General features: G+C 70.3%; 20 protein-coding genes and 2 pseudogenes. 15 read left to right on the top strand and 7 right to left on the bottom strand.

The window, feature by feature from the left end; all coding sequences use genetic code 11:
- The first annotated feature begins 54 nt into the window (after positions 1-54).
- On the top strand, positions 55-1,569 hold the full coding sequence (locus OG390_RS26365; protein WP_399075959.1) for a 3-hydroxyacyl-CoA dehydrogenase: 1,515 nt from the start codon (positions 55-57) through the stop codon (positions 1,567-1,569).
- A complete protein-coding gene (locus tag OG390_RS26370) occupies positions 1,566-2,156 on the top strand; it encodes a TetR/AcrR family transcriptional regulator (RefSeq protein ID WP_399075957.1) in 591 nt (196 codons plus the stop codon). The genes OG390_RS26365 and OG390_RS26370 overlap by 4 nt, the downstream gene beginning before the upstream one ends.
- 3 nt (positions 2,157-2,159) lie before the next feature.
- Here the strand turns inward: OG390_RS26370 and OG390_RS26375 are convergent, their stop codons facing one another.
- Complete coding sequence (locus OG390_RS26375; RefSeq protein ID WP_406177861.1) at positions 2,160-2,645, bottom strand: Lrp/AsnC family transcriptional regulator; 486 nt, start codon at positions 2,643-2,645, stop codon at positions 2,160-2,162.
- A gap of 189 nt (positions 2,646-2,834) precedes the next feature.
- Here OG390_RS26375 and pdhA (OG390_RS26380) point away from each other — a divergent pair, with 189 nt between their 5' ends.
- From pdhA (OG390_RS26380) to OG390_RS26410, 7 genes are all read left to right on the top strand, one after another.
- The gene (pdhA, locus tag OG390_RS26380; RefSeq protein WP_406171601.1) at positions 2,835-3,995 is read left to right on the top strand and encodes a pyruvate dehydrogenase (acetyl-transferring) E1 component subunit alpha; all 1,161 of its coding nucleotides are present in this window, start codon (positions 2,835-2,837) and stop codon (positions 3,993-3,995) included.
- Complete coding sequence (locus OG390_RS26385) at positions 3,992-4,996, top strand: alpha-ketoacid dehydrogenase subunit beta (protein ID WP_406171603.1); 1,005 nt, start codon at positions 3,992-3,994, stop codon at positions 4,994-4,996. The genes pdhA (OG390_RS26380) and OG390_RS26385 overlap by 4 nt, the downstream gene beginning before the upstream one ends.
- The gene (locus OG390_RS26390) at positions 4,996-6,477 is read left to right on the top strand and encodes a dihydrolipoamide acetyltransferase family protein (RefSeq protein ID WP_406171605.1); all 1,482 of its coding nucleotides are present in this window, start codon (positions 4,996-4,998) and stop codon (positions 6,475-6,477) included. The genes OG390_RS26385 and OG390_RS26390 overlap by 1 nt, the downstream gene beginning before the upstream one ends.
- Positions 6,478-6,552: 75 nt before the next feature.
- Positions 6,553-7,578 (top strand): NTP transferase domain-containing protein, encoded by a 1,026-nt coding sequence (locus OG390_RS26395; protein ID WP_406171607.1) that lies wholly within the window; start codon positions 6,553-6,555, stop codon positions 7,576-7,578.
- A complete protein-coding gene (locus tag OG390_RS26400) occupies positions 7,575-8,945 on the top strand; it encodes a molybdopterin molybdotransferase MoeA (protein WP_406171609.1) in 1,371 nt (456 codons plus the stop codon). The genes OG390_RS26395 and OG390_RS26400 overlap by 4 nt, the downstream gene beginning before the upstream one ends.
- Positions 8,946-9,047: 102 nt before the next feature.
- Positions 9,048-10,145, top strand: a complete 1,098-nt coding sequence (locus OG390_RS26405) for a potassium channel family protein (RefSeq protein WP_406171611.1) — start codon at positions 9,048-9,050, stop codon at positions 10,143-10,145.
- Positions 10,146-10,233: 88 nt separating this feature from the next.
- Positions 10,234-11,214, top strand: a complete 981-nt coding sequence (locus tag OG390_RS26410; protein WP_406171613.1) for an NAD(P)H-quinone oxidoreductase — start codon at positions 10,234-10,236, stop codon at positions 11,212-11,214.
- A 64-nt stretch (positions 11,215-11,278) separates the two neighbouring features.
- On the opposite strand, the gene OG390_RS26415 is transcribed toward OG390_RS26410, so the two are convergent.
- On the bottom strand, positions 11,279-11,710 hold the full coding sequence (locus OG390_RS26415) for a hypothetical protein (protein ID WP_406171614.1): 432 nt from the start codon (positions 11,708-11,710) through the stop codon (positions 11,279-11,281).
- Between the two features lie 168 nt (positions 11,711-11,878).
- Here OG390_RS26415 and OG390_RS26420 point away from each other — a divergent pair, with 168 nt between their 5' ends.
- Positions 11,879-12,421: a bacterial proteasome activator family protein gene (locus OG390_RS26420; RefSeq protein WP_406171616.1), complete on the top strand. Its 543-nt coding sequence runs from the start codon at positions 11,879-11,881 to the stop codon at positions 12,419-12,421.
- 116 nt (positions 12,422-12,537) lie between these two features.
- Here OG390_RS26420 and OG390_RS26425 read toward each other — a convergent pair whose 3' ends face one another.
- The gene (locus OG390_RS26425; protein WP_406171618.1) at positions 12,538-14,175 is read right to left on the bottom strand and encodes a protein kinase domain-containing protein; all 1,638 of its coding nucleotides are present in this window, start codon (positions 14,173-14,175) and stop codon (positions 12,538-12,540) included.
- A gap of 382 nt (positions 14,176-14,557) precedes the next feature.
- On the opposite strand from OG390_RS26425, the gene OG390_RS26430 reads away from it, so the two are divergent.
- Positions 14,558-16,132 carry a protein kinase domain-containing protein gene (locus OG390_RS26430; protein WP_406171620.1) on the top strand — a complete coding sequence of 525 codons (1,575 nt, stop codon included), beginning with the start codon at positions 14,558-14,560 and terminating at the stop codon, positions 16,130-16,132.
- A gap of 112 nt (positions 16,133-16,244) precedes the next feature.
- On the opposite strand, the gene OG390_RS26435 is transcribed toward OG390_RS26430, so the two are convergent.
- The 3 genes and pseudogenes from OG390_RS26435 to OG390_RS26445 all read right to left on the bottom strand — a co-directional run bounded on the left by OG390_RS26435 (position 16,245) and on the right by OG390_RS26445 (position 18,622).
- Complete coding sequence (locus OG390_RS26435; RefSeq protein WP_406177863.1) at positions 16,245-17,300, bottom strand: phosphotransferase; 1,056 nt, start codon at positions 17,298-17,300, stop codon at positions 16,245-16,247.
- A gap of 103 nt (positions 17,301-17,403) precedes the next feature.
- Positions 17,404-17,857 (bottom strand): annotated as a pseudogene (locus OG390_RS26440) (pyridoxamine 5'-phosphate oxidase family protein).
- Positions 17,858-17,961: 104 nt separating this feature from the next.
- Positions 17,962-18,622: pseudogene (locus OG390_RS26445) on the bottom strand (response regulator).
- Positions 18,623-19,001: 379 nt separating this feature from the next.
- Between OG390_RS26445 and pdhA (OG390_RS26450) the strand changes: the two are divergent.
- The 4 genes from pdhA (OG390_RS26450) (at position 19,002) to OG390_RS26465 (ending at position 23,443) form a co-directional block, all read left to right on the top strand.
- Positions 19,002-20,207 carry a pyruvate dehydrogenase (acetyl-transferring) E1 component subunit alpha gene (gene pdhA, locus OG390_RS26450; RefSeq protein ID WP_406171622.1) on the top strand — a complete coding sequence of 402 codons (1,206 nt, stop codon included), beginning with the start codon at positions 19,002-19,004 and terminating at the stop codon, positions 20,205-20,207.
- 2 nt (positions 20,208-20,209) lie between these two features.
- Entirely contained in the window at positions 20,210-21,190 is a 981-nt protein-coding gene (locus tag OG390_RS26455; protein WP_406171624.1) for an alpha-ketoacid dehydrogenase subunit beta, read from the top strand.
- 10 nt (positions 21,191-21,200) lie between these two features.
- The gene (locus OG390_RS26460; protein WP_406171626.1) at positions 21,201-22,613 is read left to right on the top strand and encodes a dihydrolipoamide acetyltransferase family protein; all 1,413 of its coding nucleotides are present in this window, start codon (positions 21,201-21,203) and stop codon (positions 22,611-22,613) included.
- 266 nt (positions 22,614-22,879) lie between these two features.
- Entirely contained in the window at positions 22,880-23,443 is a 564-nt protein-coding gene (locus OG390_RS26465; protein WP_406171628.1) for a hypothetical protein, read from the top strand.
- Between the two features lie 94 nt (positions 23,444-23,537).
- Here OG390_RS26465 and OG390_RS26470 read toward each other — a convergent pair whose 3' ends face one another.
- Entirely contained in the window at positions 23,538-24,434 is an 897-nt protein-coding gene (locus tag OG390_RS26470) for a D-alanyl-D-alanine carboxypeptidase family protein (RefSeq protein ID WP_406171629.1), read from the bottom strand.
- Positions 24,435-24,604: the final 170 nt, after the last annotated feature.

A 24,604-nucleotide genomic window follows, 5' to 3' on the forward strand; every position in this document is an offset into this window, starting at 1 on the left:
GGACAAGGGGGTCCGCCGCATCTGTGGAAAACCCCGTGCGGGAGGATCGCGCACATGACAGCACTCGACCTCAGCAGCCCCGTGGCAGTCGTCGGCACCGGCACCATGGGCCAGGGCATCGCCCAGGTCGCGCTGGTAGCGGGCCACCCCGTGCGGCTCTACGACGCCGTTCCCGGGCGTGCCGACGCCGCGGCCGAAGCGATCGGCGCGCGCCTCGACCGGCTCGTCGAGAAGGACCGGCTCACCGGCGCCGACCGGGACGCCGCCCGAGCCCGGCTCCAGCCGGCCGGGAGCCTCACCGACCTCGCGGACTGCGTGCTCGTCGTCGAGGCGGTACTCGAACAACTCGACGTGAAGCAGCAGCTGTTCCGCGATCTCGAGGACATCGTCGAGGACGACTGCCTGCTCGCCACCAACACCTCCTCCCTGTCCGTCACGGCCATCGGCGGCGCCCTGCGCAACCCCGGCCGTCTGGTAGGACTGCACTTCTTCAACCCCGCGCCCCTGCTGCCCCTGGTGGAGGTGGTCTCCGGGTACGCGAGCGACTTCTCGTCGGCCACGCGCGCGTACGAGACGGCTCGCGCCTGGGGGAAGACGCCGGTCGCCTGCGCCGACACCCCCGGCTTCATCGTCAACCGCATCGCGCGGCCCTTCTACGCCGAGGCCTTCGCGGTGTACGAGGCCCAGGCCGCCGACCCGGCCACCATCGACGCGATCCTGCGGGAATCCGGCGGCTTCAGGATGGGCGCCTTCGAGCTCACCGACCTGATCGGCCAGGACGTCAACGAGTCCGTCACGCACTCCGTGTGGCAGTCCTTCTTCCAGGACGTGCGGTTCACTCCCTCGCTGGCCCAGCGGCGCCTCGTCGAGTCCGGCCGACTGGGCCGCAAGACGGGACATGGCTGGTACGACTACGCGGACGACGCCGAGCGCTCCGAACCGCACACCGCGGAGAAGGCACAGGCGCCCGCGTACGTCGTTGCCGAGGGCGATCTTGGACCGGCCTCCGAGCTGCTCGCCCTGATCCGCGAGGCGGGCATCCAGGTCCGCGAGGACGAGGAGGACCACGGAACCCGCCTGGTGCTGCCCAGCGGCGGCCAACTGGTCCTCGCCGACGGCCAGACCTCGGTGGAGTTCCGCGACGTCGTCTACTTCGATCTGGCGCTCGACTACCGCAAGGCGACCCGGATCGCCCTGTCGGCCTCCCAGGACACCGCTCCCCGGACGCTCTCCGAGGCCGTCGGACTCTTCCAGGCGCTCGGCAAGGACGTCAGCGTCATCGGGGACGTCCCCGGCATGATCGTCGCCCGGACGGTGGCCCGGATCGTCGACCTGGCGCACGACGCCGTCGCCAAGGGAGTGGCCACCGAGGAGGACATCGACACCGCGATGCGGCTCGGCGTCAACTACCCCCTGGGTCCCTTCGAATGGAGCCGCAGGCTCGGCAGGAGCTGGGCGTGCTCCGTCCTGGACGATCTGCACCAGCGTGACCCCTCCGGGCGCTACGCGCCGTCCCTCGCGCTCTACCGCCACGCGTACGCCTCCGAGAAGCGGGAGGGCACCTCATGACCACCGCCAAGCGCGACACCTACACCCCGGAGACCCTGCTCTCCGTCGCCGTCCGGGTCTTCAATGAGCGCGGCTACGACGGCACCTCCATGGAGCACCTCTCCAAGGCGGCCGGCATCTCCAAGTCGTCCATATATCACCACGTCGCGGGCAAGGAGGAGCTGCTGCGCCGGGCCGTCAGCAGGGCCCTCGACGGCCTCTTCGGGATCCTCGACGAGGAGCACGCGCGCGTGGGGCGTGCCGTGGAGCGCCTGAAGTACGTCGTGCGGCGCATGGTCGAGGTGCTCACCGCCGAGCTTCCGTATGTGACGCTGCTGCTGCGGGTGCGCGGCAACACGGACACCGAGCGCTGGGCCCTGGAGCGGCGCCGCGAGTTCGACCACCAGGTGGCCGAGCTCCTGAAGGCCGCGGCCGCCGACGGGGACCTCCGCGGCGACGTGGAGGTCCGGCTCGCGACCCGGCTGGTGTTCGGGATGATCAACTCGATCGTGGAGTGGTACCGGCCGGACGGGCGGGGCATGGGCGAGCGGGAAGTGGCCGACGCGGTGGTGCAGTTGGTCTTCGCGGGACTGCGCAGCGAGCGCTGAGACTCAGCCCTCCGGTTCCAGGTCCTCCTCCTCGAAGACCAGCAGTGTGCGCGTACTGAGCACCTCCGGAATGGCCTGGAGGCGGGTGAGCACCAGCTCGCGGAGTGTTTTGTTGTCCGGCGTGTGCACCAGGAGCAGTACGTCGAAGTCGCCGCCCACCAGCGCGATGTGGGAAGCCCCCGGGAGCGCCCTCAGCTGCTCGCGCACCGTGCGCCAGGAGTTCTGCACGATCTTGAGGGTGATGTACGCCGAGGTTCCCTGTCCGGCGCGCTCGTGGTTGACGCGGGCCCCGAAGCCACGGATCACGCCGTCCTCGATGAGACGGTTGATCCGCGCGTAGGCGTTGGCCCGAGACACATGGACGCGTTCGGCCACGGAGCGTATCGAGGCGCGACCGTCCGCCTGGAGCATCTGCAGGATGTCTTGATCGATGGCGTCGAGCGGGCGGGCGGGCGGAAGGACGGGGCCGGCCTCCGGTGGCTCGGCCATTTGTTCAGGTGCCATGTCCCCCCGCCTCCCTACCATGGACGTACTGCGTCCATCTCAGGCTGTGCAGAACCGTTTGTCCACAGCCTGGCGGTGCCTGTAGCCAAAATGTGCCGACGACCGAACAATCGGTAGGTGAGGCGCCTCACACCCGTGGTGCGCCTGAAGCCGCTCCCACGAGGAGGTGCCGTCATGACGGTCATGGAGCAGCGAGGCGCTTACCGGCCAACGCCGCCGCCCGCCTGGCAGCCCCGCACCGACCCCGCGCCGCTGCTGCCCGACGCGCTGCCGTACCGCGTCCTCGGCACCGAGGCAGCCGCGCAGGTCGACCCGGGACTGCTGCGCCGGCTGTACGCGGAACTGGTGCGTGGCCGCCGTTACAACACGCAGGCCACGGCCCTCACCAAGCAGGGCCGCCTCGCCGTCTACCCCTCCAGCACCGGCCAGGAGGCCTGCGAGGTCGCCGCCGCGCTGGTCCTGGAAGACCGTGACTGGCTCTTCCCCAGCTACCGGGACACCCTTGCCGCCGTCGCCCGCGGCCTCGACCCCGTCCAGGCGCTCACCCTCCTGCGCGGCGACTGGCACACCGGGTACGACCCCCGCGAGCACCGCGTCGCACCCCTGTGCACCCCCCTAGCGACCCAGCTCCCGCACGCCGTGGGCCTTGCACACGCCGCCCGCCTCAAGGGCGACGACGTGGTCGCGCTCGCCCTGGTCGGCGACGGCGGCACCAGCGAGGGCGACTTCCACGAGGCACTGAACTTCGCCGCCGTCTGGCAGGCCCCGGTCGTCTTCCTCGTCCAGAACAACGGCTTCGCCATCTCCGTCCCGCTCGCCAAGCAGACCGCCGCCCCGTCGCTGGCCCACAAGGCCGTCGGCTACGGGATGCCGGGCCGGTTGGTGGACGGCAATGACGCGGCCGCGGTGCACGAGGTGCTCGGCGAGGCCATCGCCCACGCGCGCGCGGGAGGCGGTCCGACGCTCGTCGAAGCCGTCACGTACCGCATCGACGCCCACACCAACGCCGACGACGCGACCCGCTACCGCGGCGACGCCGAGGTGGAGACCTGGCGTGCGCACGACCCGATCGCGCTCCTGGAGCACGAGTTGACCGAGCGCGGGCTGCTCGACGACGAAGGCATCCGGGCCGCGCGCGAGGACGCCGAGACGATGGCCGCGGATCTGCGCGAGCGTATGAACCAGGAACCGGTGCTCGACCCCATGGATCTGTTCGCCCATGTGTATGCCCAGCCCACCACTCAACTGCTCGAGCAGGAGACCCAGTTGAGGGCCGAGCTCGACGCCGAGGCGGACGGTCCGCATCACCACGGGTCGGAAGGAGCCGGGCGATGACCACCGTTGCCCTCAAACCGGCGACCATGGCGCAGGCCCTCGGGCGGGCCCTGCGCGACTCCATGGCCGCCGACCCGACGGTCCACGTCATGGGCGAGGACGTCGGCACCCTCGGCGGTGTCTTCCGGGTCACCGACGGGCTCGCCAAGGAGTTCGGCGAGGACCGCTGTACGGACACCCCGCTGGCCGAGGCGGGCATCCTCGGGACGGCCGTCGGCATGGCCATGTACGGCCTGAGGCCGGTCGTGGAGATGCAGTTCGACGCGTTCGCCTACCCCGCGTTCGAGCAGTTGATCAGCCATGTCGCGCGGATGCGCAACCGCACGCGGGGCGCCATGCCGCTCCCCATCACGATCCGCGTTCCCTACGGCGGCGGCATCGGCGGCGTCGAGCACCACAGCGACTCCTCCGAGGCGTACTACGTGGCGACTCCGGGGCTCCATGTCGTCACGCCCGCGACGGTCGCCGACGCCTACGGGCTGCTGCGCGCCGCCATCGCCTCCGACGACCCGGTCGTCTTCCTGGAGCCCAAGCGGCTGTACTGGTCGAAGGATTCCTGGAACCCTGACGAGCCGCCGGCCGTTGAGCCGATAGGCCGCGCGGTGGTGCGGCGCTCCGGCCGGAGCGCCACGCTCATCACGTACGGGCCGTCCGTGCCCGTCTGCCTCGAAGCCGCCGAGGCGGCACGGGCCGAGGGCTGGGACCTCGAAGTCGTCGATCTGCGCTCGTTGGTGCCGTTCGACGACGAGACGGTGTCGGCCTCGGTGCGGCGGACCGGGCGCGCGGTCGTCGTGCACGAGTCGGGCGGGTTCGGCGGCCCGGGCGGGGAGATCGCGGCCCGCGTGACCGAGCGCTGCTTCCACCACCTGGAGGCGCCGGTGCTGCGCGTGGCCGGGTTCGACATCCCGTATCCGCCTCCGATGCTGGAGCGGCACCATCTGCCCGGCGTCGACCGGATCCTGGACGCCGTGGGGCGTCTGCAGTGGGAGGCGGACAGCTGATGGCGCAGGTGTTGGAGTTCAAGCTCCCCGACCTCGGGGAGGGGCTCACCGAGGCGGAGATCGTCCGCTGGCTGGTGGAGGTCGGCGACGTCGTCGCCATCGACCAGCCAGTCGTCGAGGTGGAGACCGCCAAGGCGATGGTCGAGGTCCCCTGCCCCTATGGCGGTGTGGTCACCGCCCGCTTCGGCGAGGAGGGCACGGAACTGCCCGTGGGCGCGCCGCTGCTGACTGTCGCCGTGGGTGCTCCGGCATCCTCCGTCGGCGGTGACGCGGGCGAAGAGGGATCCGGCAATGTGCTGGTGGGGTACGGCACGGGAGCGCCTCCGGCGCGGCGCAGGAGGGTGCGGCCGTCCGCCGGGGCGGTTCCGGTACGCCCGTCGGCGGGTCCGCCCGCGGGCGAGGACCGCCGCACGGCCACCACTCCCGTGCGTCGCGAGCCGGGGCGGACAGGGCAGCTCACCGACGCGCGCGGCGGCGGTCACCACAACGCCGCGCGCCTGCACGCCGACGGTCCCGTCCCCGTCATCTCACCGCTTGTGCGCCGGCTTGCCCGGGAGAACGGAGTGGATCTGCGGGAGTTGGAGGGCTCCGGGCCCGACGGCCTGATCCTGCGGGCGGATGTGGAGTACGCGTTGCGTGCGGCGGCCGGTCAGGTGCGGACGCCCGCGCCTGTGCCTGCCCCCGTGTCGGCGCCGACTCCTGCTTCCGGGGAGTTTTTGCAGACCCCTCCCGCCACGCGCGGCATGGGAGCGCCCGCCTCACCCGGGCTCACCGGGGCGTCGTCTCCCGCGCACGGCATCCGGGTCCCTCTCCGGGGCGTCCGCGGCGCCGTCGCCGACAAGCTCTCCCGCAGCCGCCGCGAGATACCCGACGCGACCTGCTGGGTGGACGCCGACGCGACGGAGCTCATGCACGCGCGCGTGGCGATGAATTCCGCGGGCGGTCCGAAGATTTCCCTGCTGGCGCTGCTGGCCCGCATCTGTACCGCCGCGCTGGCGCGCTTCCCCGAGCTCAACTCGACCGTCGACCAGGAGGCCCGCGAGGTCGTCCAACTCGACCAGGTGCACCTCGGCTTTGCGGCGCAGACCGAGCGGGGGCTCGTCGTACCCGTTGTACGGGACGCGCATGCGCGCGACGCGGAGGGGCTGAGCGCGGAGTTCGCCCGGCTGACCGAGGCGGCGCGGACCGGGACACTGACGCCCGCGGAACTCACGGGCGGCACCTTCACGTTGAACAACTACGGGGTGTTCGGCGTCGACGGCTCCACGCCGATCATCAACCACCCCGAGGCAGCCATGCTCGGCGTCGGCCGCATCGTCCCCAAGCCCTGGGTGCACGAGGGCGAGCTGGCGGTGCGGCAGGTCGTCCAGCTCTCGCTCACCTTCGACCACCGGGTGTGCGACGGTGGCACGGCGGGCGGCTTCCTGCGGTATGTGGCGGACTGTGTGGAACATCCGGCGGTGCTGCTGCGGACGCTGTAGCCCCGCCGCGGCCACCCCCGTCCACATGCTGTGCACGGGGATGGCAATGATCCTTCGGACGCCCATACTCGGGGGATGACCGCGTACGAGCCACCAGGTACGCCCGAGACACCGGGTACGCCCGGGCCGTCGGACAGCCCCGTGCCACCGGGCACCCCCGGCGCCGATGTCCCGTACGACGCTGTCGTGCTCGCGGGCGGAGCCGCGCGGCGGCTCGGCGGCGCGGACAAGCCCGGCGTGCGCGTGGGCGGCCGGGCGCTGCTCGACCGGGTGCTGGCCGCCTGCGCCGATGCCGTCACCACGGTGGTCGTGGCCGAGCCCAGGGCGACGGCACGCCCTGTGGAGTGGGCCCGCGAGGACCCACCCGGCGGAGGACCACTGGCCGCGCTCGACGCCGGGCTGCGGCACACCGGCGCGGAGTACGTCGTCGTGCTCTCGGCCGATCTGCCGTTCCTGGACGAGAGAACGGTACGGCGCCTGCTGACCCCCCTTCTGGAGAGCCGCTCCCCGCAGCAGCCGGCGAAACCGGACGGTGTGCTGCTCACCGACCCCGACGGCCGGGATCAGCCCCTCGTGGCCGCGTACCGCGCGCAGGCCCTGCGCCGCGAGCTGGCCGCGCTCGCCGCCACCCACGGCGCACTCACCGGGCTGCCGCTGCGGCGGCTCACCGCCGCGCTCGACCTCACCCGCATCTCCGACCCCGTCGCGTCCTTCGACTGCGACACCTGGGACGACATCGCCGCCGCCCGGGCACGTATCAGGGAGCATGGACACGTGTTGGACGAATGGATTTCCGCAGTCAAGAACGAGCTGGGCCTCGACCTGGAGGTCGACACCGGCGTCCTGCTCGACCTGGCGCGCGACGCCGCGCACGGGGTGGCCCGGCCTGCCGCACCGCTGACCACGTTCCTCGTGGGGTACGCGGCCGCGCGGGCCGGCGGAGGCCCGGAAGCCGTGGCGGAGGCAGCCCGCAAGGCCGCGGCGCTGGCGCTCCGCTGGGCCGACGAGGACGCCTCGGCCGCCAAGCCGGGCACCGCAGACCCTTCGGCCGCCAAGCCGGACACCGGAAGCACCCCTCAAGCCGGGACGGACGCCGGATGACGCCCGCCCACTCGACCCGGGACAGCCAGGACGCCGACGACCTCGACGTCGAGGAGGCGCTCGCCTTGGTCAAGGAAGACGGCGCATCCGCCCCCGAGGGCCGTTCGGTGCCTGCGCCCGCCCCCGGAGCCGAGCAGCCCGGACGACGGTCCGGGCACGCCCATCACAAGGCCACTCCCTGGCCCGAGGCCCGCGTCGTCGCCGAGCGGGCCGCCCGGTCCGTGCCCCGTCGGGCCCCCGTCTCCGTACCCCTCGACGCCTCCCTCGGCCTCGTCCTCGCCGCCCCCCTCACCGCGCTCACGGACCTCCCCTCCTTCGACACCTCCGCGATGGACGGTTGGGCGGTCGCGGGACCCGGGCCCTGGGAGGTCCGGGAGAACGGCGTGCTCGCCGGGCACGCGGAGCCGGAGCCGCTCACCGACGGCGAGGCGGTCCGCATCGCCACCGGGGCGAGAATCCCGTCGGACGTCACCGCCGTACTGCGCAGTGAGCACGGGCGGATCGACGACAAGGGGCGGCTGCACGCGACCCGGGATGTCGTGCACGGGCAGGACATCCGCCCGCGCGGCCAGGAGTGCCGCAGCGGCGATCAGCTGTTGCCGGTCGGTGTGCTGGTCACGCCCGCCGTGCTGGGCCTCGCCGCGGCCGCCGGGTACGACACGCTCGCAGCCGTACCCCGTCCGCGGGTCGAAGTCCTCGTGCTCGGTGACGAGTTGCTCACCGAGGGACTGCCCCAGGCGGGGCTCATCCGGGACGCGCTCGGCCCGATGCTGCCGCCGTGGCTGCGCGCGCTCGGCGCCGAGGTCGTCGCGGTGCGCAGGCTCGGCGACGACGCCAAGGCGCTGCACAAGGCCATCGCCGGCTCGAACGCCGATCTGATCGTCACCACCGGCGGTACCGCGGCGGGCCCTGTCGACCATGTCCACCCCACCCTGCGCCGCATCGGCGCCGAATTCCTCGTGGACGGCGTCAAGGTGCGTCCCGGGCATCCGATGCTCCTCGCCCGCACCAAGGAGAACCAGCACCTCGTCGGGCTGCCCGGCAACCCGCTGGCCGCCGTTTCCGGCCTGCTCACGCTCGCCGAGCCCCTGCTGCGCACCCTCGCCGGACACACGGCCCCGGAGCCGTACACGCTGCCCCTCCAGGACGCCGTGCACGGGCACCCGCGCGACACCCGACTCGTTCCCGTTGCGCTGCGCGCCGACCGGGCCGTGCCGCTGCACTACAACGGTCCGGCGATGCTGCGGGGCATCGCGGCGTCCGACGCCCTCGTGGTCGTACCGCCGGGCGGCGCACGGGCGGGTCAGGAGCTGGAACTTCTCGACCTGCCCTGGGCCACCGCCGGGATCGACGCGTGCTTCACGTGAGCGAGGACAGGCCGCGATTCACATGAATCCACATGGGGGGTGCGGTTCACATGAATCCGAACGGGGCGCGGTTCAGATGAATCCGAACGGGGTGTGTTTCACGTGAAACTTCCGGGCCATGACGCGATCGCCCGCCAAGCGGACGAACATCTCGTGACCCATCGCGTGAGACTCCCGAGGAGAGTCGTGGAACGCCCGATCCGCCAGGTCCTCAAGCGGCTGGCGATGGCGCTGCTGGTGCTCGTCGCCACCGCGCTCATCGTCTGGGCGGACAGCGATGGCTACAACGACAACTCGGACGGCGCGGTCGACCTGCTCGACTCCTTCTACTACGTGACCGTCACCCTCTCCACCACCGGATACGGCGACATCACCCCGGTCAGCGACGCCGCCCGGCTCACCAACATCTTCGTCATCACGCCGCTGCGTGTGCTGTTTCTGATCATCCTGGTCGGCACCACGCTCGAGGTCCTCACGGAACGCACCCGGGACGAGTGGCGGCTGAACCGCTGGAGGGCGGCCTTGAGGGATCACACCGTCGTTGTCGGCTTCGGGACCAAGGGCCGGTCGGCCATCGAGACCGTTTGCGCGACCGGGCTGAAGAAGGAGCAGGTCGTGGTCGTCGACCCCAGCTCCAAGGTGGTCGACGCCGCAACGGCCGAGGGGTATGCGGGGGTCGTCGGGGACGCGACGCGCAGCGATGTGCTGGTACGGGCGGAGGTCCGCAAGGCCCGGCAGATCATCATCGCCACGCAGCGGGACGACACCGCCGTGCTGGTCACATTGACCGCCCGCCAGCTCAACCGTGCGGCGAAGATCGTCGCCGCCGTACGAGAGGAGGAAAACGCGCCGCTTCTCAAGCAGTCCGGCGCCGACGCCGTCATCACCAGCGCCAGTGCCGCCGGCCGGCTGCTCGGACTCTCCGTGCTCAGCCCCGCCGCGGGTATGGTCATGGAGGACCTCATCCAGCAGGGCACCGGTCTCGACATCGTCGAACGGCCGGTCATAAAGTCCGAGGTCGGCAAGGGCGTACGCGAGACGGACGACCTGGTGGTCAGTGTCGTACGAGGACACCGGGTCCTCGGCTACGACGATCCGGCCGTCGGGACACTCCAGTTGACGGACCGCCTCATCACGATCGTGCGGGCGACACCGGGCACACAGGTGGCGCCCCACATGCGACCGCTTCCTCAGGACTAGGGCCTGTCGTTCGGATCAGGCCGGGCTCGCCATCCGCGCGCGGAGTCTCCCGACATCCCGGCCTCGGCCGAGGAGTAGCGTCCCCCTCATGTACGCGATCACGATTCCAGAACCTGGTGGGCCCGAGGCGCTGGTGTGGGACGAGGTCCCGGATCCGGTGCCCGCCGAGGGCGAAGTGCTGGTCGAGGTGGTGGCCAGCGCCGTCAACCGCGCCGACCTGCTGCAGCGGCAGGGCCTCTACAACCCGCCGCCCGGCGCGTCCCCGTACCCCGGGCTCGAATGTTCGGGACGCATTGTCGAAATCGGTCCCGGTGTATCGGGGTGGGCGGTCGGTGACGAGGTGTGTGCGCTGCTCGCGGGCGGTGGATATGCCGAGAAGGTCGTCGTTCCGGCCGGGCAGCTGCTGCCCGTGCCGGCGGGCCTGGACGCCAAGCAGGCGGCCGCGCTGCCCGAGGTGACCTGCACCGTCTGGTCCAACGTCTTCATGGTGTCCCACCTGCGCCCGGGCGAGACCTTGCTCGTGCACGGCGGCTCCAGCGGTATCGGTACCATGGCGATCCAGCTGGCGAAGGCCGTCGGCGCGACGGTCGCGGTCACGGCGGGCAGCAAGGAGAAACTCGACTTCTGCGCCGAGTTGGGCGCGGACATCCTGATCAACTACCGCGAGCAGGACTTCGTCGAGGAGATCAAGCGGGCCACGGACGGCGCCGGCGCCGATGTCATCCTCGACAACATGGGCGCCAAGTACCTGGATCCGAATGTGCGCACCCTCGCCGTCAACGGACGGCTCGCGATCATCGGAATGCAGGGCGGAATCAAGGCCGAGCTGAACATCGCCGCTCTCCTCAACAAGCGTGCCGCCATCAGTGCGACCTCGCTGCGTGCCCGCCCGCTCGGCGAGAAGGCGGCGATCGTGGCGGCCGTACGCGAGCATGTGTGGCCGCTGATCGACTCCGGCCATGTACGCCCGATCATCGACCGCGAGCTGGCGATGAGTGACGCGGCGACGGCGCACCGGGTCCTGGAGGAGAGCAGCCACATCGGCAAGGTGCTGCTCGTCGCACCCTAGCGAGCGCACTGCCTGGCGAGCGCACCCCCTGGCGAGCGCACTGGCCGTGCGGCGCCGTACGCCTTCAGCGGCGCCGTACGCGCAGGCCGACGAAGGCCAGCCCCAGGCCCAGCCCGATCAGGATCAGTCCGCTTCCGAGGGGCAGGATCTGCAGGACCGGTTCGGGGGCGGGCGCCGGGCCGACCCCGTTCTGCCGGACGGGGATCACCGCGTTCCCGGGCGGCTCGGTGGCGGCGCTCGCCTCCGGGCGGCCGGGGACTGCGGGATCGAGGCCGGCGTCCGTCGGCTCCCCGTCCCCGGTGTCGGGGTCGTCAGGGGTGTCCGGCTCCATCGGCTCCGCGCGCCCGGGCCGGGCGCGCCCCTCACCTGCGACGCTCCCCGCGCGGGAGGCGTCTGCCGAGGGGGCGGGATCGGCGGCGTACGACAGGGGTACGGCGCCCGTCATGAGGGCGAGCAGCAGTCCTGTCACGCGCAGCGTGCGAAGCCATGGAGTCATGCCGGTGACCCCCTCCTGGTGAGGAGTCCCGAGATCAACGGGACAAGCCTCACACGCTCCTTTTGCCCCGGCATCCCAGCGGCCGCCCATTGAGGGACATACACGGTGGATCACCCCGCAGTGGGGGCACCACAGAGATGTGGTCCACGGGTGCGAGAGAATGGCGGCATGGAGATGCCGAGGAACGAAAGGTCGCCGGAGAACCCTCAGATCCTGGTCGTAGGCCAGGACGGAATGGCTCTCGGTGGCACCGGAGACGAGGACTCCCGCGAGGTCCCGGTGACTGAGATGGTGGAACAGCCCGCCAAGGTGATGCGCATCGGCAGCATGATCAAGCAGCTGCTGGAGGAAGTGCGAGCCGCACCTCTCGACGAGGCGAGCCGTGTCCGGCTCAAGGAGATCCACGCGAGCTCCGTGAAGGAGCTGGAGGACGGCCTGGCCCCCGAGCTCGTCGAGGAACTGGAGCGGCTCTCCCTGCCCTTCGCCGACGAGGCGACGCCCAGCGACGCGGAACTGCGGATCGCGCAGGCCCAGTTGGTGGGATGGCTCGAGGGACTGTTCCACGGGATCCAGACGACCCTGTTCGCCCAGCAGATGGCGGCCAGGGCCCAGCTGGAGCAGATGCGCCGCGCCCTCCCGCCGGGCATGGGAGGCCCCGACGGCGACGAGGACCCCCGCGCGGGCGGCCGCTCGGGCGGACCGTACCTGTAGCCGGGGAGCGACACCCCCTACGAAACCGGGGAGCTACACCCCCTACGAAAGGGCCCGGCACGAAAGTGCCGGGCCCTTCGCTTGTCAGAGGCGCATCAGCGCGCGCCGAACGTGGATCAGGACGGGTTGCCCGTCGAGATCTTGAGCTCGATCTCGGGCATCTCCTTCGGGTCGACGTCCGTCCCGGCGGAGGGGAACTGGTCCATGACCGTGCCCTCGCCGAAGGTGTTCTCGTCGACCTTCGTCTCCTTCATCTGCCAGCCCGCGGCCTGGAAGCAGGACTTGACCGACTTGATGTACTTGTAGGTGAAGTCGGGGACCTGGATCTTGTCCGGGTCGTCGTACGACTCCTGCGGCTCCGTGCACTTGGCCGTCTCGATCGTCTTCGTCGTGTCCGGCCCCTTGTGCCCCGCCACCACGGAGGGCGACTTGCTGGCGTCGCTGCCGCCCTTGTCGTCGTCGCTGCCGCCGTTCAGCGTGAGTGCCGTGATCAGGCCGCCGATCGCGACGAGCGCGACCACGATCGACCCGACGACGACGCCCTTGTTGCTCTTCTTGCTCCCCGAACCGCCCGAGACGGGGGTCGTGGGCTGAGGCGTCAGGTTGTACGGCGGCGGAGTGGACGTCCCCTGCTGCGGGGAGTACGCCGCGGTCTGCGGCGGAGTCTGGTAGCCGCCCTGCTGCGGATAGCCGTACGCCGGGGAAGGGGCAGGGCCCGGCGCCGGAGTCGGGGTGCCGTACGGGCCCGGCTGGTACGGCATCTGTACCGGGCCCGGCGCCGGGGTGCCCTGCTCGACCGGCGGGAAGACGGCGGAGCCGACGCCCGCGCCGCTCGACGTCTGGGCGCCCGGCACGATGCTCGGAGCGGCGGCCTGGAACGACTGGGCCACGCGCAGGCATTCGTCGCGCATGGTCTCGGCGCTCGGGAAACGCTCGTTCGGGTTCTTCTTCAGTGCGCGGGCGACCAGCGCGTCCACGGCAGGCGGGAGCGAGCGGTTGATCGAGGAGGGCGCGACCGGCTCCTCCTGAACATGCGCGTAAGCGATGGCCAGCGGGGAGTCCGCCTCGAACGGCAGCCGCCCGGTGACCAGTTGGAACAGCATGATGCCGACCGAGTACAGGTCGGATCTGGCGTCCACGCCTCTGCCGAGGGCCTGCTCCGGGGAGAGGTACTGCGGGGTGCCGACGACCATGCCGGTCTGCGTCATCGAGGTGACACCGGACTGCATGGCGCGGGCGATGCCGAAGTCCATCACCTTGACGACGCCACGCTTGGTCATCATCACGTTGCCCGGCTTGATGTCCCGGTGGACCAGGCCCATCTCGTGGCTGATCTCCAGGGCCGCGAGCACGTCCGCGGTGATCTTCAGGGCCTTGTCGGCGGGCATGGCGCCGTACTGCGCGATGTCCTGGTCGAGCACGGAGCCGAGCGGGCGGCCCTCGACGTACTCCATGACGATGTACGGAGTCGTCATGCCGTCGAGGTCGTCCTCGCCGGTGTCGAAGACCGAGACGATGTTCGTGTGCGTGAGCTTCGCCACCGACTGGGCTTCGCGGCGGAAGCGCTCGCGGAAGGCCTGCTCGCGGCCCAGCTCGGTGTGCAGGGTCTTGATCGCCACTTGGCGGTCGAGCACCGAGTCGTACGCGAGATGCACCGAGGCCATGCCGCCCTCGCCGAGCAGATCGCGCAGCTGGTAGCGGCCGCCGGCGACCGCACGCCCCGCGTACCGGCCCTGTGCGCCGTCCTGGCTCATGTTCTGCGTCCCCCATCGGCGCGGCGGCAGCGGCTGGTTGCTCCCGCGGTCCGTGATCTGTTGTGTGGCGCGCAACTGAGCGGTGCGCGGCCGGTCTTCGGTGATCGATTGGCTTATTCCCGGCCAAGTCTGCCCCAGGGCCCTGACACGTCAAGCTCGGTGCCCGTTCCGTGACCGTCTGCGAAAGAAGCGTCGCGGAAGCGTTACAGGTGCCGTACGGCCGGTACACAGAATTTGCATGCGGGCCCCTGTGACGGGTTTGATGGCCGGTCCATCTCACGTCCATCTCGGCTCGGCGCCTTGCGCCGAGCCTGTAGCGTGGCCCGACGGAGACCGTAACAACCACCGCGCAGACCGCGGGCAGAAACGACGGCGAGGACTGATGGCACAGCAGCAGCGCGCTCAGGGCCCGTCCGACCCCGAGGCGACTGGCGGCGGTATGTCAGATGCGCCGGAGATGTGGGGTAACGGCGGGCTGGTCGGCGACGGCCGATATCGGCTGACCCGCAGACTCGGCCGGGGCGGCATGGCCGAGGTGTTCGCGGCCGAGGACGTGCGCCTCGGACGGACCGTCGCGGTCAAGCTGCTCCGTTCCGATCTGGCCGAGGACCCGGTGTCCAAGGCCCGCTTCACCCGCGAGGCACAGTCGGTCGCCGGGCTCAACCACCACGCGGTCGTCGCCGTGTACGACTCCGGCGAGGACGTGGTCGGCCACGGCGTCGTCCCGTACATCGTGATGGAGATCGTCGAGGGCCGCACGATCCGCGATCTGCTGATCAACGCCGAGGCCCCCGGGCCCGAGCAGGCGCTGATCATCGTGTCGGGTGTCCTCGAGGCGCTCGCCTACTCGCACCAGCACGGCATCGTGCACCGCGACATCAAGCCGGCGAACGTGATCATCACGGACACCGGCGCGGTCAAGGTCATGGACTTCGGCATCGCGCGCGCCCTGCACGGCGCGCAGTCGACGATGACGCAGACAGGCATGGTCATGGGCACGCCGCAGTACCTCTCCCCGGAGCAGGCGCTCGGCAAGGCCGTCGACCACCGCTCCGACCTGTACGCGACCGGCTGCCTGCTCTACGAACTCCTCGCGCTGCGGCCCCCGTTCACCGGTGAGACGCCACTGTCGGTCGTCTACCAGCACGTCCAGGACACTCCGGTACCCCCTTCCGAGGTCTCGGACGCGGCGCCGCCGGAGCTCGACGGGCTCGTCATGCGCGCGCTCGCGAAGGAGCCGGACGACCGGTTCCAGACCGCCGAGGAGATGCGCGGGCTCGTCCAGTACGGGCTGCAGATGCTGTACGACCAGGGCAGCCACACGGGCACCTGGAACACCGGCCCGGTCACCGTGCACGAGGGCCTGCACACTCCGGCGGCGGGTTTCGCGGGCACGACGGTGCTGCCGCACCCCACCGACTCGGGCACCACGCAGATCCCGCAGCCGATCCTGCCCGCCGGATACGGCGGCGGGGACGACGGCGGTTTCGAGGGGCACGGCAATCGGGGCGGCGGCCGCGGCAAGCTGTGGATCCTCGCGGTGCTCGCGGTGATCGCGATCGCGGCGGGTGTCGCGCTCGCGCTCCACAAGACGGGCGGCGGCAGCGGCGGGGACACGGGCACGACGCACTCGCCGGCCACCACGCACGCCAGCACCGAAGACCAGTCCACCGAGACGCCGAGCGACGAGGCGACCGACGAGGCCACGGACACCTCCACGGACGACTCCACCAGCACCGGCGGCAGCTCGGACTACACCCCGTCGTACACGCCCTCCGCCAGCGACACCAGCCGGCCGACGGACCAGCCGACCGACGAGCCGACCAAGACGACGCCGACCACCGATGAGCCGACGGACGACCAGACGACGCCGACGGACGACCCGACGACGGCGGCTCCGACGGACGGCGGCGTCGACATCGGTGGCACGACAGCCGGTGGCGAGGGTGGTCCCTGACCCACGCTGTTCGGCTGACCCGCTGAGCGAAAACGCCCTCCACGCGCGCGTGCGGCCCGAATCGGGCTCCACGCGCGCGTGGCGTTCGACCAGGCTGCCCGGGGTGTGAGGATCACCCCACGAACGCCTCGCACACCGACTCGTACTCCCGGGTCCACCACACCGCCAGCGCCGAGGCCGCCGGGAACTGGGGATCGGCGCGGGTGTCCCCGCGCTCGTAGTGCCAGCGCAGTATCCAGAAGTCGTTGAGGCGCTCCCACCACACGCGGTGCACAGCGGCCGTGAGTTGGCCGGGTGTGGCCCCCGCGGCGCGCCGGTACGCGCGCGCGTAGGCCCGCACCTTCGTGAGGTCGAGTGTGCCGACGGGGCGTACGAAGAAGATCACCGCGGCACGGACCGCCTCCTCGGCGCGGGGGTGGACGCCCAGCCGGTCCCAGTCGACGATCGCGGCCGGTTCGCCGTCGCGATACAGCAGGTTGAACGGGTGGAAGTCGCCGTGCACCCAGCCCACCGAGCCGCCCATCGGGGGCCGTCGGTCGGCGTGCCGTTCCAGGAGGGCGCGCCGTTCCAGGAGCCGGTGCCGGGCCAGCTCGTCGAAGGCGTCGGGGGGACGGTGCCGGCGTACCCGGGCGAGCAGGCGGTCGATGAGGGCGAAGGTGTCGGCGGGGTCGGCGCCCCGGGCGGGATCGACGCCTTCCGTGGTCCAGGCGCCCTTGGTGGACTCGCCGTCGGCCGGTCTCGCCGCCGCCCGCCCCTGCGCCGGCATCACCCGTTCCAGACTCGCGTGTACGACGCCCAGGAGCGCCCCCAGGCGCGCGCACTGCTCCGTGGTGAGCTGGCCGCCGTGCCGGTGTCGCCCGTCGATCCACGGGTGCAGCGCGTAGGAGTGGCCCCCGACGATGGCGACCGTGCGCCCGTCGGTGCCGGTCAGCGGTGGGGCGACGGGAACGCCGAGGTCCGCGAGGCGCTGGGTCGCCCGGTGCTGGCGGGCGATGGCGGCGGGGTCGGCGGTCTCGGGGTCGAAGTGGTGCTTGAGGAAGTACCGGCCGCGGGTGGTGCACAGCCGGTAGCCGCGGTTGAGCAGCCCCTGGTCGACGGGATCGCAGGTGAGCGCGGACCCGGCGGCGTACTGGCGGAGGAGGGCGCCCAGAGGGGGCGCGTGAGACACCGGGGGTGGTACAGAGGAACGCGGCACGCGGCAGATGCTAGGGCACGAGTCGGGGCCCTGACCTCGACGTTGTCACAGACAGTCGTCTTCGATCACGGCAGAGTCACAGGATGTGCTGGAACTGCCGTTCCAGGCCACCGTCCGTCGAGTGCACGGTGGCGAACTGCGGGTCGATGCCCAGATAGACCGGTTCGAAGGGCTCGCCGTCGACGAAACGCGGAGCGGGACCGAAGAGCTCCCGTTCGGCCTCGGTCGGCGCGATGGGCTCGCAATGGCCCACGACCTGCACGGACCACAGGCTCTCGCCCGGTCGCGCGGAGCTCAGGTTGTCGGTGCCGTACGCGATGACGCTGCCCGCGCAGGCGTGGTGATAGCCGCAGTTGCGGGGCATCCGCAGCAGCACGCGGCCGTCGACCACGATGTGGCGGGCGAACGCGAGGAAGGGCAGTGCGCGCATGCTGATCGGCCACCCGGCCGTAATCGGTGCGGCCGATCAGCTCCACGGCGAGCTTTTCGTCGGCGGACCGCTCGTCGGCGGACCGTTCGTCGGTGGGCATGCCTCCCAATCTCCGGCACCTCGGGGCGCCGGAAAAGGGGCACCCGCCCCCCTGTGGGGGGCCGAAAGTCCCGAATCAATCGGCGGCGTGCGCGAAAAGCCGGCTCAGCGGTTCTGCTTCTCCGCCTGTACCCGCGCCACGTACGCCGCCGCCTGGGACCGCCGTGCCATTCCCAGCTTGGACAGCAGACTCGAAATTCTTGATCGTTTTCTCGGCGAGGTGCAGCCGTTCCCCGATCGCGCGATTGGTGAGGCCCTCGCCGATCAGGTCGAGGATCTTGCGCTCCTGCTCGGTGAGGTGCGCGAGTTCGGCGTCGTTCTTGGCGCCGCCGCCGTCGCGCAGCCGTTCCAGGACGCGGGCGGTGGCCACCGGGTCGAGCAGGGACTGTCCGGCGGCGACGTCCCGTACGGCCGAGAGCAGTTCACTGCCGCGGATGGCCTTGAGGACATAGCCCGAAGCGCCGGCCATGATCGCGTCGAAGAGGGCCTCGTCGTCGGCGAACGAGGTCAGCATCAGGCACTTGATGTCCTCGTTGCGGGACCGGATCTCGCGGCAGACCTCCACGCCGCTGCCGTCCGGGAGCCGTACGTCCAGGACGGCCACGTCCGGTCGGGTGGCGGGAATCCGCACCAGCGCATCGGCCGCCGTGCCGGCCTCGCCGACCACCTCGATGTCGTCCTCCACCGAGAGCAGCTCATGAACTCCTCGGCGCACCACCTCATGGTCGTCGAGAAGAAATACGGTGACTTTTCCGTCTTCGCGCACAAAGTCAGTGTCACACACAGCCATCGGCCCTGCCGGAAGTGAACTCTTCCCGAGTCCGGGGTGGCCGGGATAACGTGCCGGTGTTCCGGCCTCCTGCAAGGCTGTGACCAGTGCTGTGACCAGCGACTGTTCCCGACGGACGCGAATTACTTGGAAATCCGACTAAAAAGTACTTGGAAATCCAAGCAAAAACGCAGGTCAGGAGGGGTTTCACAGAATTGTGAAGCACTGGGTAACGTGACTGTTGCAGGGCGCTCGCCGGGGCACCTGTCACGCCTGTTCCCGGCCGAGTGCACCCACCCCGTGCACGGGTACTGGAACAGGCGAGCCGCACTGGCCACCCGGCAACCCCTGGGGCCGGACCGACGGAGGAGCACACGTGACCGTGGAGAGCACTGCCGCGAGCAAGCCGCGACGCAGCGCCGGTACGAAGAGCGCCGCGAGCGCCGGTGCCAAGCGCACCAGCCCGGCCGCCAAGAAATCGCCGGGTACGACGGGCGCCGAGCCCGAGCTCGTTCAGCTGCTGACCCCGGAAGGCAAGCGGGTCAAGGACGCGACGTACGACCCGTACGTCGCCGACATCACCCCCGAAGAGCTGCGCGGCCTGTACCGGGACATGGTGCTGACCCGTCGCTTCGACGCCGAGGCCACCTCCCTGCAGCGCCAGGGCGAGCTGGGCCTGTGGGCCTCGCTGCTCGGCCAGGAGGCCGCCCAGATCGGCTCCGGCCGGGCCACCCGCGAGGACGACTACGTCTTCCCGACCTACCGCGAGCACGGCGTCGCCTGGTGCCGCGGGGTCGATCCGACCAACCTGCTCGGCATGTTCCGCGGCGTGAACAACGGCGGCTGGGACCCGAACAGCAACAACTTCCACCTCTACACGATCGTCATCGGCTCGCAGACGCTGCACGCCACCGGCTACGCCATGGGCGTGGCCAAGGACGGCGCCGACTCGGCCGTGATCGCGTACTTCGGAGACGGCGCCTCCAGTCAGGGCGATGTCGCCGAATCGTTCACCTTCTCCGCGGTCTACAACGCCCCCGTCGTGTTCTTCTGCCAGAACAATCAGTGGGCGATCTCCGAACCGACCGAGAAGCAGACCCGCGTCCCGCTCTACCAGCGCGCGCAGGGCTTCGGCTTCCCGGGCGTCCGCGTCGACGGCAATGACGTCCTCGCCTGCCTGGCCGTCACCAAGTGGGCGCTGGAGCGGGCCCGCCGCGGCGAGGGCCCCACCCTGGTGGAGGCGTACACCTACCGCATGGGCGCGCACACCACCTCCGACGACCCGACCAAGTACCGGGCCGACGAGGAGCGCGAGTCCTGGGAGGCGAAGGACCCGATCCTGCGCCTGCGTACGTACCTCGAAGCCTCGAACCACGCGGACGAGGGATTCTTCGCGGAACTCGAGGCCGAGAGCGAAGCGTTGGGCAAACGAGTACGCGAAGTCGTACGGGCCATGCCGGACCCGGACCACTTCGCCATCTTCGAGAACGTGTACGCGGACGGGCACGCGCTCGTCGACGAGGAGCGGGCCCAGTTCGCCGCCTACCAGGCGTCGTTCGCGGATGCTGGGGAGGGCAAGTAGCGATGGCTGCAGAGAAGATGGCGCTGGCCAAGGCGATCAACGAGTCGCTGCGCACGGCCCTCGACGCCGACCCCAAGGTCCTCATCATGGGCGAGGACGTCGGCAAGCTCGGCGGTGTCTTCCGGGTCACCGACGGCCTGCAGAAGGACTTCGGCGAGGACCGGGTGATCGACACCCCGCTCGCCGAGTCGGGCATCGTCGGCACGGCGATCGGCCTCGCGCTGCGCGGCTACCGCCCGGTGGTGGAGATCCAGTTCGACGGTTTCGTCTTCCCGGCGTACGACCAGATCGTCACGCAGCTCGCGAAGATGCACGCGAGGGCGCTCGGCAAGATCAAGCTCCCCGTCGTGATCCGCATTCCCTACGGCGGCGGCATCGGCGCCGTCGAGCACCACTCCGAGTCCCCCGAGGCGCTGTTCGCCCACGTGGCGGGGCTGAAGGTGGTCTCTCCGTCGAACGCGTCCGACGCGTACTGGATGATGCAGCAGGCCATCCAGAGCGACGACCCGATGATCTTCTTCGAGCCCAAGCGGCGCTACTGGGACAAGTCCGAGGTCAACACCGAGGCGATCCCCGGCCCCCTGCACAAGGCACGCGTGGTGCGCGAGGGCGCCGACCTGACACTCGCCGCGTACGGCCCGATGGTGAAGGTCTGCCTGGAGGCCGCCGCGGCCGCCCAGGAGGAGGGCAAGTCGGTCGAGGTCCTGGACCTGCGCTCGATGTCCCCCATCGACTTCGACTCCGTCCAGGCCTCGGTCGAGAAGACCCGCCGCCTGGTCGTGGTGCACGAGGCCCCGGTGTTCCTCGGTACGGGCGCGGAGATCGCCGCCCGCATCACGGAGCGGTGCTTCTACCACCTGGAGGCACCCGTCCTGCGGGTCGGCGGCTATCACGCCCCGTATCCGCCGGCGCGCCTGGAGGAGGAGTACCTTCCGGGCCTGGACCGGGTGCTCGACGCCGTCGACCGCTCGCTGGCGTACTGAGGAGAGGGTCGTGACGACGATGACTGAGAACGCGTCGGGGCTCCGCGAGTTCAAGATGCCCGACGTGGGCGAGGGACTCACCGAGGCGGAGATCCTCAAGTGGTACGTCCAGCCCGGTGACCAGGTCACCGACGGCCAGGTCGTCTGCGAGGTCGAGACCGCCAAGGCCGCCGTGGAACTGCCCATCCCCTACGACGGTGTGGTGCGCGAACTCCGCTTCCCCGAGGGGACGACGGTGGACGTGGGCCAGGTGATCATCGCGGTGGACGTGGCCGGTGGGGCACCCGCCGAGCAGGTCCCGGCCCAGGAGACCGTCACCGAGGAGCCGGCTCCCGCCGAAGAGCCCAAGCCCGAGGGGCGCACGCCTGTGCTCGTCGGGTACGGCGTCGCCGAGTCCTCCACCAAGCGCCGCCCCCGCAAGGGCGTCGAGGTCCCGGCGCAGCAGCCCGAGCCGTTCCTGGCGGCCACGGCGATCCAGGGCGAGCTCAACGGCCACGGACACACCCAGCAGCGTCCCCTCGCCAAGCCCCCGGTCCGCAAGCTCGCCAAGGACCTCGGCGTCGACCTGGCGACGGTCACACCGTCGGGCCCGGACGGCATCATCACGCGCGAGGACGTGCACGCGGCGGTCGCCCCGGCACCCGCCCCGGCCCCGGTCGTGGCGGAGGTCCCGGCTCCGGTTCGGGCCCAGGCGCCCGCCCCGGCCGTCACGTACGACACGGTGCGTGAGACCCGTATCCCGGTCAAGGGCGTCCGCAAGGCGACCGCTCAGGCCATGATCGGCTCGGCGTTCACCGCGCCGCATGTCACCGAGTTCGTGACGGTCGACGTGACGCGCACGATGAAGCTCGTCGAGGAGCTGAAGCAGGACAAGGAGATGCAGGGGCTGCGGGTGAACCCGCTGCTGCTCATCGCCAAGGCCCTGCTGGTCGCGATCAAGCGCAACCCCGAGGTCAACGCGTCCTGGGACGAGGCCAACCAGGAAATCGTCCAGAAGCACTATGTGAACCTGGGCATCGCCGCGGCCACGCCCCGTGGCCTGATCGTGCCGAACATCAAGGAGGCCCACGCCAAGACCCTGCCCCAACTGGCCGAGTCACTCGGCGAGTTGGTGGCCACGGCCCGTGAGGGCAAGACCTCGCCCGCCGCGATGCAGGGCGGCACGGTCACCATCACGAACGTCGGCGTCTTCGGCGTCGACACGGGCACGCCGATCCTCAACCCCGGCGAGTCCGCGATCCTCGCGATCGGCGCGATCAAGCTCCAGCCCTGGGTCCACAAGGGCAAGGTCAAGCCCCGTCAGGTCACCACGCTGGCGCTCTCCTTCGACCATCGCATGGTCGACGGCGAGCTGGGCTCCAAGGTCCTCGCCGATGTGGCGGCGATCCTGGAGCAGCCGAAGCGGCTGATCACCTGGGCGTAAAGCCCGCAGTCCGTCACAGGGCGCCCCTTCTCGAACGAGAAGGGGCGCCCTGTGCGTGGGATCCCGAGTGTTCCGAGCGAATGGAACCAGCCAAGTTTCGAATTACCTGCTTTCCTTGATCTTTGCCTGCCTGAGATCACCACCGTCGGGTGGTTCGACCAGCCATTCGGCAGCTGGCGGGGGGAAAAGGGCTCGAGCCCGCCGACTCGGAAGTCGTTCGGCGGGCCCACCTTTTCGGACGTGGGCCCTACTCGAAAGGAAATCCCTTGACGGTTGGAAATTCCCGGACGATGGGCAAGTCTCTCGCCATGTTCGCCCTCGTGGGCGGCGCGCTCGCCGGCGATATCGCGTTCGCCTCTCCGGCGGCCGCGGTCAGCTCGTGCTCGGATGCGTTCGCGCACCAGTTCAACATTGTTTTCCCGGGTCAGAAGCCCGAGACGACGTACTACATAGAGAACTGTGCCGCCGTGACCTCGGGGAAGATGACCGCGTCGAGCAATGTCACCTGGAATATCGTCGACGACCAGGTGATCGACAACAGCAAGAGATTCACCTCGTTCAAGATCACCACGCGAGTCGAGTCGCGTGCGGACTCGGGCGGCAGCGACACGATCGTGGCCTCGAAGACGTACGACTGGACAGCCCTGTTCAACAACGACTACTCGGGCCCCGGTGAGCCCGGTCCCGCGAGCACCTGCACCGTGCCGTCGGTGACGTACAACAAGGACCTGTACTGGTCCTCGGACTCGACGGTCGTGTACGACATCGAGGGCGACGGCAAGGGCGCGATCACCAAGGAGCTGTACGGCTCGCCGCTCATGCACGGCTGATCCCCGCAGACCGAAGAGGGCCTGCCGCGCGGCTCGCGGCAGGCCCTCTTCGTCGTGTGCGCGGGCCTCCTGGGTGAAGGTCCGTGTGCCTCGGCTACTTGGCGAAGCCGTAGCTCATCAGCTTCTTCGCGTCCGCCGTGCGGGCGTCGATGGAAGTGGAGGCGAGGACCGTGCCGATGACCGTCTTGCCGTTGCGGGTGGCGGCGAAGACGAGGCAGTACTTGGCCTCGGGACCGGAACCGGTCTTGACGCCGATGGTGCCGGTGTAGCCGGTCAGCAGCGGCTTGTTGGTGTTCTCCCAGGAGTAGTAGCGGTAGCCGCCGCTCTTGGTGGTGGCCTTCTGCTTGGTGCTGACCGTCTTCACGATCGACTTGAAGGTGGAGTTCTTCAGCGCGCTGCTGGCGATCTTCGTCAGGTCGCGCGGCGTCGAGTAGTTGGCGCCGTGGCCGATGCCGTCGAACGAGTCGAAGTGCGTGTTCTTCAGGCCGAGGCTCTGCGCGGCGGTGTTCATCTTGCCGATGAACGACTTCACGCGCGCGGCACGGGTCGTGCCGCTGCCGAACTTGTCGGCAAGCGCGTAGGCGGCGTCACAGCCGGACGGCAGCATCAGCCCGTACAGGAGCTGACGAACCGTCACCTTGTCACCGACGATCAGGTGCGCCTGGGAGGCGTTGTTGGCGACGACGTAGTCGCTGTACGCCTTCTGGATGGTGACCTTGGCGTCCAGGTTGAGGTTCGACTGGGCCAGCACCACCTTGGCGGTCATGATCTTGGTGGTGGAGCCGGTGGAACGGCGGGTGTTCGCGGCCTTGGTGTAGAGGGTCGTGCCCGTGCCGTTGTTCATCACATAGCCGCCCGCGGCGGCGATCGTGGGCGTGGTCACAGCGCCCGCGGGCGCCGCACCCAAGGCGCCGGCGGCCAGCACGGCGCCGGTCGTGAGAGTCACAGCGGCGGCCCTGCGGAAACGCGTGCCCTTAATGCCGGTAATCAAAATGAACGCTCCGAATGCGCGAAATGCCCCTGGGAGAACGACACATGGCAGTGCCGTCTCCCGTACGGACCAGTGAGGCGCGGAAAGGGATGTACGGCGAAGGGGTGAGAGTTTTGTGACGCGGGTTACATCGGAAGCGTCGCGTGATCCATGGGCATCTCCCGTGGTCC

Source organism: Streptomyces sp. NBC_00996 (assembly GCF_045162675.1).
GTDB lineage: Bacteria > Actinomycetota > Actinomycetes > Streptomycetales > Streptomycetaceae > Streptomyces.